The following is a 12,468-nucleotide window of genomic DNA, read 5'->3' as shown; positions in this document are numbered from 1 at the left end:
GTCGGTCCGCTGCTCAGTGCCCGTGGCCGTGGCCGTGCTCACCGTCGTCGTGGTCGTGTCCGGGCGGCCGGGCGGCGAGGGCCGCCGAGTGGGCGACGACGTCGTCCGTCGCGATCAGGCCCGACCCGACCAGCACGTCCTCCAGCGCGGCGAGCCAGCAGGTGTAGTAGTGGAAGTCCGGCGCATCCGGTCCCGCTCCGGCCTCCCGGTCCGCGATCCGCGCCACCAGCCGGTCCCGGAACGTGTCCCAGGCGAACACGCCCTGCTCCGAGAGCGAGACCGCCATGCCGAAGGCCCGGCTCTCCCAGGGCGCGGCGAAGACCAGCTCACCGTTGTCCCGGGGCGGGGCCGCGGCCCCCTCGACGTCGAGCACCGGCGTCGGCGTCCCGCACGTGCCGGTCACGGGCCGCTCACCTCGGCGACCCCGACCATCGCGTCCCGGGTGACCAGGCCCGTCAGCTGCTCGGCATCCCAGTCCTCGGTGCCGGCCGGGCGGCGGGGCAGGATCAGGTACCGCACCTCCGCGCTCGAGTCCCAGACCTCGATCCGGCGGTCGGAAGGCACGTCCAGGCCCATCTCCGACAGCACCGCACGTGGCTCCCGCACCACCCGCGAGCGGTACGCCGGATCCTTGTACCAGCTGGGCGGCAGCCCGAGCACCGGCCACGGGTAGCAGGAGCACAGGGTGCACACCACCACGTGGTGGACGTCCGCGGCCTGCTCCAGGACCACGATGTGCTCGCCCTGGGGCCCGCCGAAGCCCATCTCCTTGATCGCCGCCGTACCGTCCGCGAGCAGCCGCTCGCGGTACCCGGGATCGGTCCACGCCCGCGCGACGACCTTCGCACCGTTCAGCGGGCCGACGTCGCGCTCGTAGGTGGCGATGAACTTGTCCATCACCGCCGGGTCGACGAGCTCGCGTTCGACGAGCAGCTGCTCCAGCGCCTCGGTGCGCAGTGCCGGCGGGATCCGGTCTGTCGGACCGCTCATGAGTCGGGCTCCAGGTAGCTCTCGAAGAGTTCGGCGTGCAGGGTGAAGTCCTCGGCGTCCGGGCCCCACAGATCCCGGGAACGGAAACTCACGGTGTAGACGTGCTGGGCGTTCTCCCCCTCGAACACCGCATGGGTGTCGGGAAGGACGTGCGCGGGCCGGATCGCGGTGACGGTCCCGGTCCGGCGCCGCAGGTACCGGGGAAGCTTCGTCGGGCCCGTCGGATGCATGTCCCGCGTGCCCACGGTGTCGCCGACGGCGAACCGCGGCGGGTCGTCCACCTCACGCAACGAGCCGGCCGCCGTCGGGGCGTAGTCCGGGCGCCGGGGTTCGGGGAGAGCCGGTTCGGTCACGTCCTCCCCCAGATTGCGCCGCACTCGGGCGTCGACCGCACCGGGAGCGAGGATCCGGCTGTCGGTGAGCATCAGCTCGGCGGCGTTGAGCCAACGGCCGTAGTAGCCGTCGCTCAGGTAGTCCAGGGGATGCTGGCGACCCAGCGCGTGGCGGAACGCGTCCAGGTTCTGCCCCGAGATCCGGCCCATCGTCAGCACGGTCAGGGCGAAGGCGCGCCCCTCCCACGTCTCGGCGAAGGGTGGCTCGTCGGCCACCGGGACCGGAACCGGCCCGAAACCCTGCATACCGCCCATGTCGGCGATCGAGTCCACCGCAGTTCGCTCCTCTCCTGGCTGCGGCGCCACGACCAGCAGCCGGGCGGGCGCCGGATGCGCCCGCCCGGCTCCGGATCGGGCCGGTCAGACCGTCCAGGTCTGCATGACCAGCGCGCCCTCGCGCCGGGCGGTGAGCTGGGCGTCGAGAACGTCCAGCGGGTTGATCGGCTTGACGCCCTCCATCATGTCCACCTCGCGCATGCCGTACAGCGCCGCGGCGGAGAACCGGCAGGCGTAGATCTTGCCGCCCTCGTCCATGAAGGTCTGCAGCTGCTTGTTGTAGCCGAGCGCGCCCGGGAACGCCTCGTCGCCGACCTTCGGATATCCGCGGGACGCGGAGACCATCAGCGACGCCGGGCCGAACATGACGATGCTCGCGTCGAAACCCTTCCGGCGGATCCGGGTCGCGGTGAGCATGTTGACCAGTCCCACCGATCCCTCGAACGGGACGGTGTGCATGAAGATGTAGGCCTTCTCGCCGGGTTCGGCCTGGATGTCCTCGAAGACCTTGTCCTCGTAGTCGACGATCGCGTCGCCCTTCTGGACCCGCTCACCAACGATCTGAGCCACGGGGCTACTCCTTTGCGTCGTGTTACGCGGTGGGCGGACGCCCACCGTTGTCGTCAGACCGCCGGACCTGACGGTCGTGGCGGTTCCGTCCAGCTGCGCCGGTGGCTGCCCGGCATCGCCCGCAGGATGCGGTGGCGCAGCGGCCACGGGAGCGTCCGGTAGACCGGTGCGAACACCCGCAGCCAGAGCAGCTCGACCGGTCCGTGCGGGGGTCGCGGTCGCCGGGTCCCGGGGTAGCGGCGGGCGAGCTGCTCGTGCGCGCCCACCATCAGGTAGTGCTCGGAGTTCTCCCGGAGCCACCTGGTGAATCCCATGGCTACGACCTCCCGGCCTTGCGCAGCTCGTCCAGACCGTTGTTGGCGGCCATCACGATCGGTTCGTTGAGCGCGCCGATCGCCGGGGAGTAGACGTTCTCCATCGTCGCGAGATCGTGCAGGGTGAGTCCGAAGCGGACCGCGGTCGCGAGGAAGTCGGCACGTTCCTTGATCCCCTCCTGCCCGACCATCTGGGCGCCGATGAGCCGCAGCGAGCCGGGCTCGGCCAGCAGCTTCACCTTCACCGGCTTGACCCCCGGGTAGTAGCGGGCCCGGGAGATGCCCTGGGCCTGCCCGAGCACGTACGGGATCCCGAGCGCGGTGGCCGTGGTCTCGCCGAACGACGCGCCCCCGATCACCCACTTGCCCGCAGGCGTTCCCCAGGGGACGTACACGGCCCGGTAGTTCCTCGATCCGCCGCCGGCGTTGGTCCCGCCCGTCTTGCCCTGGGCGTAGGCGTGGCTGCCGGTCAGACCCTGCAGCGGCACCCCGGTCAGCCCGTGCGGGATCTCGGTGCAGTCGCCGACCGCGTACACCCCCGGCGCGGACGTCGCCATCCGCTCGTCGACGACGATGCCGCCGGTCGTACCGATCGTGATGCCCGCCGCCGCGGCGAGCCGGGCGTTGGGCTGCTTGTGGGTCGCGACCACCACCAGGTCGCAGGGGATCTCGCCGTCGGAGGTGTCCACAGCGGACACCGAGCCCTGGCCGATGAACCCCTTGAGGGTGGTGTTGAAGTGCGTGTGCACCCCGAGCTCGCGCCAGGACTCCTCGACCGGCGCCATGATGTCGGGGTCGGCCATCTCCGCCAGCGGCCAGGGGTGGGGGTCCACGAGGTGTGTCTCGATACCGCGATGGGCCAGCGAGGTCGTCATCTCGACGCCCAGCGGGCTCGCCTCGATCACCACCGCCCGCTTCACCGTGTCGAGGAACTTGTCCCACTCCATCGCGGCGCGGATGTTCTTGACGTAGTAGAGGCCCTCCAGGTCACCCCCGGGGACACCCGGATCGGCGTAGTCGAAACCGGTCGCGAGCACGAGCGTGTCGTAGCCGACCGGCTCCGCGCCGTCGACGGTCACGGTCTTGGCCCGGGTGTCGATCGCACTGACCCGTGTCTCGTAGTGGACGTCGATCCCCGCCTCGACGTAGGCGTCCTTGGTGGCCAGGAACAATCGCTCGAAGTCCGGGATCTCCCCGCCGTGGACGTAGGGGATCCCGCACGGGCTGTAGGCGACGTCCTCGTACTCGGTGTAGACGACCACCTCGGCGTCGGGCCGAGCCGCCTTCACCCCACCGGCGGCACCCAGGCCACCGGCACCGCCTCCCACGATCACGGTCTTGTGCGGCACGAGGCCCCCTTCGTCGCTGACTACGATGGACCGGTCGTGAACGCCGGATCCGCTCGCCCGTCGGCGAGCTGTTCACCATGGTTGATGTTCGTTTACGATACTAATCGATACTGCCCTGTCAAGGAGACTCGATGAGCGGATCCGCAACCGATGCCGACGACCACCCGGCCACGGCGAACGATCCCGGCACCGGCGAGGCCGACCGCGAGGCGATCGTGCGCTCGATCGGCCCGAAGCTCTATCGGCTCCGCCAGCAGGGCGGCCTGTCCCTGCAGCAGCTGGCGCGCCGCGCCGACGTGTCGTCCGCCGCGATCCACAAGCTGGAGAAGGGCGACATGATCCCGACGGTCACGACGCTGCTGAAGCTGGCCGCGGCGCTCGACCGCCCGATCGGGTACTTCGTCGACGGCGACGGCGATCCGGTACCCGTGGCCCACCTGGTACGTGGTGCGGACCGGCCGCCCCTGCCGTCGCTACCCGGGACGACGCGGGCCGGGCTCACCGGTCCACCCGACCGGTTCGCGCTGCAGGGAGCGGTCGTCGAGATCGCACCGGGCGCGGCGCTCGAGGTACGCGCCCGGCTCGCCGAGGACCTGCTCCTGGTGCTGGCCGGGACCGTCGAGGTGACGATCGCCGGCGAGTGGTACGCACTCGACCACGACGACTCACTGCACGTCCCGGGCGGTCACCGGGTCCACTGTCACAATCCCGGCCCGGCGGTCGCGGTGCTGACCTGGGTCTCCACCGGCGACTCCGGCAGCTGACCGAGCCCGAGCCGCAGGCCGGCGACCATGCTCCGGCCCGAGCTGGCCCCGATCCGGGCGATGCGGCGCTCCAGCCGATGCCGGTCGTCGCGGGAGCCGGAGACCACGGCGGCGAGCCAGTCGTGGACGGGTGCGAGCCCCTGGCCGCGGGCGGCCCAGTACAGGAACGCCCGTGCGTGCTCGGTGGTGCGCACCCGGTCCACCGTGCCGGCCAGCCACGGCTCGGCCGCCGGGCCCCACATCGCCCGGGCGACCAGCAGCAGGCCCGCGAGCACGTCGTCGCCGGCCGGGGTCAGACCCGGCCCGCGTCCCCCCAGCAGCGCCGCCGCACCGGGGACGTCCCCGTTCCGGACCGCCGCCACCACCGCGTCGACAGCGACATCGGGCTCGTCCGGAAACCGGAGTCCGGCCGCCGGGTCGGCCCGGCGGGCACGAGCCAGCTCCGCCGGGCCGGGCAGGGCTCCGATCCGCTCGGGGACGTCGCAGCGCACCGCCCAGCGCCGGGCCGCGACCCGGGAGCCGTCGAAGCGGACCGCCTCACCGGTACCGGCGGGCGGGAGCGCCGGGCCACGCAGGTGCAGCGGGCCGGCCTCGACCCCGGGCCCTGCCAGCGCGACCAGCACGTCGTCGAACCGCAGGTAGACCGCCCGGCGATGGACCGACACGACCCGCCCCCGCAGCGCGCCGGTCCGCCGGGCGGCCCCGGTCAGCTCGGCGAATGCCGCCCCGCGGTCGCAGTCCGTGCTCACCGCCTCCCGGAACGGCCGGCTGCGACGGCGCGCAGCGCCTCGGTGAAGCAGGCCTGCGGTGCCGTCGCCACCCCCGCACCGACCTGGCCCTCCCCCGAGTGGGCGTGCAGGATCCCGGTCGTCACCTTCGGGGTGATGCCGGTCTCCACCACCAACCGCAGGTCCACCCCGATCGGTGAGCCCGAGAATCCCATCGCGGGCAGCGTGAATCGGCTGCTGGTGCCGGCGCAGATCCGGCGGAACCCCTCGGTGGCCGCGGCCGCGTCGGCCATCGACCCACCCAGGAACGCCGCCACCGACGGCGAGTTGCCGGCCGCCGGGCCGCCCAGCCCGACCAGCTCCAGCACGGCACTGTCACCGATGTCGGGCGCGGCGTCGTCGGGCCCGTAGCCCGCGTAGTACAGCGCGTCCCCGACCGGCGGAGCGTCGGTGACGTACCAGGTCTCCGAGCCGGAGGTCCGGATCCCGAAGGTGGTCCCGTTGCGGGCCATCGACGTCACGATCGTCGAGCCGGGGACCTGGGCGGCCCACAGGGTGAGGGCCTTGGCGGCCGCCATCGCGAGCGTCAGGTAGAAGAGGTGGTTGCCGCCCAGGTAGCGGGCGAACGGCTCGCGCCGGCCGTCCGGCAGGCCTGCGATGTGCGGCAGCCAGGTGCGGGTCAGCAGGTTGGTCGCGGCCTGGGTGCGCATGTGCAGGTCGTCGCCCATCGCGACGCCCTGGGCGGCGAGCGCGAGCACGTCCAGCGGGCCGGCCTCCTCGAGGATCGACGCCACGGCAGGGCCGCAGGTGTCACGCAGCAGCCGGAGCCGCTCGACGGCCGCGTCGGTGTCCCGGCCGAACCACGCCGTCTCCCCCGGCCCCTGGTTCAGCGGTGCGAACGCGCGGTGCGGCGTCCCGTCGCCGTCACCGGGGTTGTCCACCACCAGCATCGGTGTCGAGGGACCGATCGCGGTGGCCATCGGCACCACGCTGTCGTACTCGTTGGCGGGCTGTAGTGCGACGTCGCCGCGGGCGAGCAGCCGGTCGGCCCCGGCGACGTCGGTCGCCCAGCCCTCGGCGACGGTCGCGGCCCGCATCGACCTGCGCAGCGGGTCGCACACCCGGTCCCAGCCGATGGCCGGCCCGCAGTGCAGCAGCGTCCGGTCCGGCAGCCCGGGCACCACCTCGGCCGCCGGTGCGACGGTCACCAGCGACGGGACGCCGACGTCGAGCCGGCGGACCACCTCGGCGTTGGCGCGGTCGACCGCCGGGTCGGCGTAGAGCGCCTCCAGCGCGCGGACCAGGTCCCGGTCGCCGTCGGCCGGTGGGCGCCAGTCGATGTGGAGCGCCTGTCCGTCCTGCGCACGCACGGCGTCGGCGAACATCGGCAGGCCGATGTTGAGCACCTCGATCCGCTCGGGGAGGCGGACGACGTTCGAGTTCGTGCCGGTCATGAGGGCTCCTTCCGGAGGGCGGGGGCGTCATCGCCCGCCGCCTCGTCGACGACGGCCCGGGCGGTCGCCAGCAGGGTCCGTTCGCTGCGGGCGAAGTCGTCGAGCCGGCGATCGGCGATCGCGCCCGACTCGGCCGCCCGCTCCCGCACATCGGTGGCCATCCGGCTCACCTCGTCCGGGGCGGCCCCGCCCACGGACGAGCGGGACAGCACGATCCGCCACGGATCGAGGACGTCGGACAGGTCGGTCCCGGTGAGCCCGAGCGAGCGTCCCAGGTGCTCACGGGCCGCCTCGTCGACACGCTCACCGGTGATCGCGACCCCGGGGACGCCGTCGCGGGCGGCGGCGCGCACCGCCCGCCCGACGACGAGGTAGGCGGAGCGGTAGTCGATGTCGCAGGTCTGCACGAGGTGCTCCGCCAGGTCGGTCGCCTGGCTGTACCCCCGGTGGACCTCCTGCGCCATCCGGTCCGCGTTCACCCGCAGGGTGCTGACGACGCCGGTGGCCAGCCGGGTGATCCGCAACGCGAGGTCGAGCGCCCGCGGCACCTCGCCGTAGGCGTAGATCAGGTTGTCACTGCGCGCGGACGGGCTCTTGGCCACCGCGAGGAACCCGCTGATCCGTCCGATCAGGACCCCGCAGGCCCCGCGGATGATGGCCAGCGAGTAGGGGTTGCGCTTCTGCGGCATGAGCACGCTCGCCCGGGTGAAACCGTCGGCCAGATCGACGAAGTCGAACTCGGCCGACGCCCAGATCTCGAGATCCTCGGCGAGCTTGCTCAGCGTCGACACCAGGCTCGCCGCCGTCGCCAGGACGTGCACGAACCCGTCGACCTGCCACATCGCGTCCCGGGTGTGCTCGATGACCCCGGAGAAGCCCAGCAGGTCGGCGACCACGGCACGGTCGTCGAGCAGCCGGGTGCCGTTGACGCAGCCGGCACCACCCGGGCTGCAGTCGACCTCGTCGAGCTCGACGAGCAGCCGCCGGGCGTCGCGCAGTGCCGGGTAGGCGAACGAGAGCAGGTAGTGCCCGAACGTCGAGGGCTGGGCCTGCTGGAGGTAGGTCTGGTCGGGCATCACGGTCCGCAGGTGTTCGGTCGACCGTGCGGCCGTCACGGTGGTGAACCGCGTCGCCTCGGCGGCCAGTTCGGCGATCTGGCGCCGGACATGGATCCGCAACGCGATCCGGACCGCCTCCCGCCGGGGCCGGCCGGCGTGCAACCAGCCGGCGACGTCACCGACCCGGGCGACGAAGTAGGCCTCCCGCGAGTTGTACGGCTCGCCGTACGCGGGGTCGTAGGGGAACTCCTCGGCGGGTACGGACACGGTGTCCAGGAGCAGGTCGAGCAACGTCCGGTCCATCCCGGCCGGGACCAGGCCCCGGCGGCGCAGGTCGAGCACGTGCGCGATGTCGGCCAGGTTGAGGCCGTGGTGCAGGAACGGGGCGTCCGCGTTCTCCAGGTGGAACCCGGACTCGACGAGTTCGGGGGCGGCGCCACCACGCGGGGCGGGTCCTCCGCCGGGGAGCAGTTCGGTCACGGCAGGTCTCCTCCGAGATCTGGCGGATCGGCCGCGTCCGCGGTGTCACCGAGGTGAGCGACCGCGGACGGGAGCCCGCCGGTGTGCCAGTACAGGACGGGACCGGTACCGCCGGTCCGTGCTCGGCGCACGGTCCCGGCGAACGCCTTCGCGCCGTAGGTGTCGTCGAGCAGCAGGCCTTCGGTGCGCAGGGCCAGGACCGCGGCGGCCCGGTCGGTGGGACCGGCGACGCCGAACCCGGGCCCGCGGGCGTCGCGGATCTCCCACCGGTCCGGGTCGGGCGCAGGCGCCCCGAGCACGGCGGCACATCCCGTGGCGAGCCGCCGGACGACCGCGTCCGCCTCCGCGGGCGGCCGGCTGACCGAGAGTCCGAGCAGCCTGCTGCGCAACCCGGTGGCGGCCAGCCCGGCCAGCAGCCCCGCCGCGCTCCCACCCGACCCGACGGCGATCGCGATCACGGCGGGCTCCGGGAGCAGACCGCCCGCGACCTGGTCGGCGAGCTCGTGCGCCGCCCGGGCGAACCCGACCGCACCGATCGGGGTGGACCCGCCACGGGGGACGGCCACCGGTCGGTATCCCTGCGCGGTCCGGTCCGCGGCCAGCTCCGCCACCACGCTGTCGATCTGCTCGCGGCGCTCGGCCACCCGGTGCAGCCGTGCCCCCGCGGCCCGTGCGAGCTGCAGGTTCGCGCCGTCCGGGGTGCCGTCGGCGACGGTCGTCACCACGTCGCAGCCGAGCCCGGTGACCCGGGCGGCCAGCGCCGCGGCCGCCACGAAGTTCGAGTCCGGCCCACCTCCGGTGACGAGCAGGTCCCGGGAACGCCGCACCGCGTCGCCGAGCAGGAACTCGAGTGGCCGGGCCTTGTTGCCCGCCACACCGAATCCGGTCAGGTCGTCCCGTTTGACCCAGATCGGGTCACCGCCCAGCACGGCGTGCAGCCGCTCGGCGGACAGCACCGGCGTCGGCAGCACCGCGAGCCGGACGCGGTCGCTCACGGCGCCGCCTCCTCGGCCGCGCGGGCGGACGCCGCGCGATCCAGGACCTCGTCGACCATGGCGGTCGCCGACCGCACCGGCGATCGGGCGGCCCACTCGCGCACCTCGGCGGCCGTGGCGATCCCGCGTTCCTCCAGCCGCTGCGCCAGGTCACCGGTGGCACCGGCCGCCGACGAGGTGGGTGCGAGCAGCTCGTGCAACAGCTCCTGGGCCGCGTGCTTGCCGATCCGGACGCTCAGCGCGCCCAGTACGCGCTCGGAAGCGAGCCGGTCACCGAAGCGGTCCAGGTTGGCGCGCATCGCCTCCGGATGCACCTCCAGGCCCGCCACCAGCTCGCCGGCGAGCTGCAGCGACGTTCCGGTGAGCAGGCAGACCTCGGGCAGGGCGACCCACTCGGCCTTCCAGCCGCGCCCGTCCCGCTCGTGCAGGGCGACCATCCCCTCGAGCAGGACCCCCGCCGAGGACCGGCCGAGCCGGGCGAGCGTGTCCAGATGCTCGCCGACCTCGGGGTTGCGCTTGTGCGGCATGGTGATGCTGCCGACGGCCTCCGGCCGGGCCGGCTCGGTGAGCTCGCCGATCTCCGGTCGCTGCAGTTCCACGACCTCACCACCGATCCGGGCGAGGGTTCCGCACACGGCCGCCAGCACCCAGCCGAACTCGGCGATCCGGTCCCGGCTGGTCAGCCAGGAGATGCCGGGATCGGCCAGCCCCAGCTCGGCGCAGAAGTCGCGGCGCAGCGCGACCGGGTCCACCCCGGACGCATCGTGGAAGGCCAGCGCTCCGACGGCGCCGCCGAGCTGGCCGACCGCCCAGCGGGACCGACCCTCCCGTACCCGGTCGAGGTGCCGTCGCAGCTCGTCGGCCCATGATGCCGCCTTGAGCCCGAAGGTGACCGGCGCCCCGGGCTGGCCGTGGGTGCGCCCGGCCATCGGGGTGTCACGGTGGGTCCGGGCCAGCCGGAGCACGGCGGCCTCGACGGCCCGCAGGTCGCGCCGGACCAGGTCGCCGACGTCGCGCATCAGCAGCCCGAACCAGGTGTCGGTGAGGTCCTGCACGGTGGCGCCGACGTAGACGTGCTCGCGGACCTCGGCCGGCAGCACGGCGCGCAGACCACGGATGAGCCCGAGCGTGGAATGCGAGGTCCGGCGGGTCTGCTCGGCGACGAGCTCCCAGTCGATGCGCTCCACCCGCGCCGCCTCGGCGATCACCCGGGCGGACGCCTCCGGGACCACACCGGCGCGGGCCTGGACCCGGGCCAGCACCACGAGGACGTCGAGCCAGCGCTGCCAGCGGGCCTGCTCACCGAGCAGCTCCTCCAGCTCCGGGGTCGCCCAGAGGTGGGCGTAGACCGGCGAGTCGGTCAGGCGGGTGACCACGGTTGCTCCCCTGCGGCGTTGAACGACTCGAGCGCTTCCCGGACGGCGTCCAGGGAGGCTCCCCACGGCACGGACACCCACGGATGCCCGTCGACGGTGCCGCTGCGGATCTCCTCCTGCTGCAGGCAGCACTTCGTGAGCAACGGCCCGGTCGGTGGTTCGGCGAGCGGGCAGATGTCGACGGTGGGGGCGTCGTCGCCGTAGAACCAGTGGTGGATCTGCCGGGAGCGCGCACAACCGACCAGCGTCCAGTCGGCGCGCGGCGGACGTTCATCCAGGTAGGAGAGCTGCGCGCCCGGGATCTCGGCGCCGCCGCCGCGGCAGGGCAGCAGGTAGTGCTCGGCCGGGCGGGACACGGCCAGCTCCCGGAGCTCGACGACCTCCGGGCACAGTCGCAACGGACGGACCGTCTCCGTGACCGCCAGTACGCGGGCCGCCTGGTCGAGCAGCTTCGCCGGATGCGGAGGCACGACCTCGCGCACGGTGACCGGCAGCGGCTGCGGGTCGAGCACGAAGTTGACATGGCCGTACCGGCCGAGCACGACGACGGCGCGGCAGCCGGGGGCTCCCTCGACCGCGGCGGCGGCGAGTGCGGACGGGATCGCGGTGTCACAGTCGGGCCGTTCCAGCAGAACGCACTCGTCCGGGCCCGCCAGCCCGCGCACCCCGGTGATCGGGGCGAACAGTGCGTCCGGGTCGTCACGGGTCACCGCGACGATCGCGACCGGCCCCGGCCCGAGGCCCGTCGGGCCCCGGTGCGCCACGACGAACCGCGTCTTCCAGTAGGCCTCCCGGCCGAGCAGGTGCGACCGCAGGGAGTCGAGGTCCAGCGCCACCTCCACGCTCGCGACGGCGACACCGCGGTACCGGCCGGGGACTGTGTTGGTGCCGCCGGTGTGCGCCCGGCCCGTGCTCACGTAACCGGCCCGACGACCGTGTGGAGGTCGGCGGTGTCGGCCCGGAGGCCGAGTCGCAGCGTCTCCACCGAGAGCACCTCGCCCAGCCCGACGTTGCCGAGGTTCACGTGCGGTCCGAAACGCCGGATGAACCAGGCCTGCTGAGCTGCCCGCGGTGCCTCGAAGACGATGCGGTCGGTCCCCACGGCGTCGACGAGCTCCTCGACGACGCCCGCGCGGGGGGATCCGGCGTCGTCGTAGATGCCCACCGTCCCGCTCTGCCTGCCCTCCGCGACGACGAGTGCCGCCCCCGCGCCGAGGTCGCCGAGCGCTTCCGCACGCCACGCCGCGGGCACCGGGGTGTCGGCCGGGTCCTTGGTGCCGACCTCCGCGAGCACGACGAACCGGCCGGCCGCCCGGCGGATCAGCGCCCGCTTGTCGTCCTGGCTCATGGGCACCGTGCCCCGGGAGACCTCGACGTGGGTGAACCCGACCGCCGCGGCCCAGTCCAGACAGGCTTCCGCGACACCCTGGCACCACGCGATCTCGAGCATCGTCCCGCCGAGGCAGCTCGCGACACCGGCGTCGCGCAGGAGGGCGAGCTTCTGCTCCAGCCCGCGGTCGATGTAGGCCGTCCCCCACCCGGTCTTCCAGATGTCGACCGAGTCGCCCGCCGCCTGCAGCACGTCGCCGGCCCCGGCCGGAGTGACACCGGTGTCGATCACGTGCGTGATCCCGTACTGCCGCGGCCTCGCCGGACGCTCGGGGACGGAGAGGAAATCGGGAACGATCACAGATCCCATCCTAGTTCATATACTGGACACTC

Annotated in this window: 14 protein-coding genes; 1 reads left to right on the top strand and 13 read right to left on the bottom strand. The window is 73.4% G+C overall.

The window, feature by feature from the left end; translation table 11 throughout:
• Positions 1 to 13: 13 nt before the first annotated feature.
• The 6 genes from JOF36_RS17515 to JOF36_RS40930 all read right to left on the bottom strand — a co-directional run bounded on the left by JOF36_RS17515 (position 14) and on the right by JOF36_RS40930 (position 3,891).
• Entirely contained in the window at positions 14 to 403 is a 390-nt protein-coding gene (locus tag JOF36_RS17515; protein ID WP_210028024.1) for a nitrile hydratase accessory protein, read from the bottom strand.
• A complete protein-coding gene (gene nthA, locus JOF36_RS17510; protein WP_210028023.1) occupies positions 400 to 990 on the bottom strand; it encodes a nitrile hydratase subunit alpha in 591 nt (196 codons plus the stop codon). The genes JOF36_RS17515 and nthA overlap by 4 nt, the downstream gene beginning before the upstream one ends.
• Positions 987 to 1,655, bottom strand: a complete 669-nt coding sequence (gene nthB / locus JOF36_RS17505) for a nitrile hydratase subunit beta (protein WP_210028022.1) — start codon at positions 1,653 to 1,655, stop codon at positions 987 to 989. The genes nthA and nthB overlap by 4 nt, the downstream gene beginning before the upstream one ends.
• 87 nt (positions 1,656 to 1,742) lie before the next feature.
• Entirely contained in the window at positions 1,743 to 2,228 is a 486-nt protein-coding gene (locus tag JOF36_RS17500; protein ID WP_210028021.1) for an MSMEG_0572/Sll0783 family nitrogen starvation response protein, read from the bottom strand.
• A gap of 53 nt (positions 2,229 to 2,281) precedes the next feature.
• Positions 2,282 to 2,542, bottom strand: coding sequence for a hypothetical protein (locus tag JOF36_RS17495; protein WP_210028020.1), 261 nt, complete (start codon positions 2,540 to 2,542; stop codon positions 2,282 to 2,284).
• A gap of 2 nt (positions 2,543 to 2,544) precedes the next feature.
• Complete coding sequence (locus JOF36_RS40930; RefSeq protein ID WP_210028018.1) at positions 2,545 to 3,891, bottom strand: FAD-dependent oxidoreductase; 1,347 nt, start codon at positions 3,889 to 3,891, stop codon at positions 2,545 to 2,547.
• A 131-nt stretch (positions 3,892 to 4,022) separates the two neighbouring features.
• Here JOF36_RS40930 and JOF36_RS17485 point away from each other — a divergent pair, with 131 nt between their 5' ends.
• Positions 4,023 to 4,655 carry a helix-turn-helix domain-containing protein gene (locus JOF36_RS17485; RefSeq protein ID WP_210028016.1) on the top strand — a complete coding sequence of 211 codons (633 nt, stop codon included), beginning with the start codon at positions 4,023 to 4,025 and terminating at the stop codon, positions 4,653 to 4,655.
• Here the strand turns inward: JOF36_RS17485 and JOF36_RS40925 are convergent.
• The 7 genes from JOF36_RS40925 to JOF36_RS17450 are packed head-to-tail and all read right to left on the bottom strand — an operon-like array spanning position 4,592 to position 12,445.
• On the bottom strand, positions 4,592 to 5,404 hold the full coding sequence (locus JOF36_RS40925; protein WP_210028015.1) for an oxamate carbamoyltransferase subunit AllH family protein: 813 nt from the start codon (positions 5,402 to 5,404) through the stop codon (positions 4,592 to 4,594). The two genes, JOF36_RS17485 and JOF36_RS40925, sit on opposite strands and share 64 nt — an antisense overlap.
• Entirely contained in the window at positions 5,401 to 6,837 is a 1,437-nt protein-coding gene (locus JOF36_RS17475; RefSeq protein WP_210028014.1) for a YlbE family protein, read from the bottom strand. Before JOF36_RS17475 ends, JOF36_RS40925 begins: the two co-directional genes overlap by 4 nt.
• On the bottom strand, positions 6,834 to 8,375 hold the full coding sequence (locus tag JOF36_RS17470; RefSeq protein ID WP_210028013.1) for an argininosuccinate lyase: 1,542 nt from the start codon (positions 8,373 to 8,375) through the stop codon (positions 6,834 to 6,836). Before JOF36_RS17470 ends, JOF36_RS17475 begins: the two co-directional genes overlap by 4 nt.
• Positions 8,372 to 9,370 carry a 1-aminocyclopropane-1-carboxylate deaminase/D-cysteine desulfhydrase gene (locus tag JOF36_RS17465; RefSeq protein ID WP_210028012.1) on the bottom strand — a complete coding sequence of 333 codons (999 nt, stop codon included), beginning with the start codon at positions 9,368 to 9,370 and terminating at the stop codon, positions 8,372 to 8,374. Before JOF36_RS17465 ends, JOF36_RS17470 begins: the two co-directional genes overlap by 4 nt.
• Positions 9,367 to 10,746 carry a class-II fumarase/aspartase family protein gene (locus JOF36_RS17460; RefSeq protein ID WP_210028011.1) on the bottom strand — a complete coding sequence of 460 codons (1,380 nt, stop codon included), beginning with the start codon at positions 10,744 to 10,746 and terminating at the stop codon, positions 9,367 to 9,369. Before JOF36_RS17460 ends, JOF36_RS17465 begins: the two co-directional genes overlap by 4 nt.
• Complete coding sequence (locus tag JOF36_RS17455) at positions 10,731 to 11,663, bottom strand: DUF7714 family protein (protein WP_210028010.1); 933 nt, start codon at positions 11,661 to 11,663, stop codon at positions 10,731 to 10,733. The genes JOF36_RS17460 and JOF36_RS17455 overlap by 16 nt, the downstream gene beginning before the upstream one ends.
• Positions 11,660 to 12,445, bottom strand: coding sequence for a phosphosulfolactate synthase (locus JOF36_RS17450; protein ID WP_210028008.1), 786 nt, complete (start codon positions 12,443 to 12,445; stop codon positions 11,660 to 11,662). The genes JOF36_RS17455 and JOF36_RS17450 overlap by 4 nt, the downstream gene beginning before the upstream one ends.
• Positions 12,446 to 12,468: the final 23 nt, after the last annotated feature.

Source organism: Pseudonocardia parietis, from assembly GCF_017876315.1.
Classification (GTDB): domain Bacteria; phylum Actinomycetota; class Actinomycetes; order Mycobacteriales; family Pseudonocardiaceae; genus Pseudonocardia; species Pseudonocardia parietis.
This window is presented reverse-complemented; position numbering and strand designations above follow the sequence as displayed.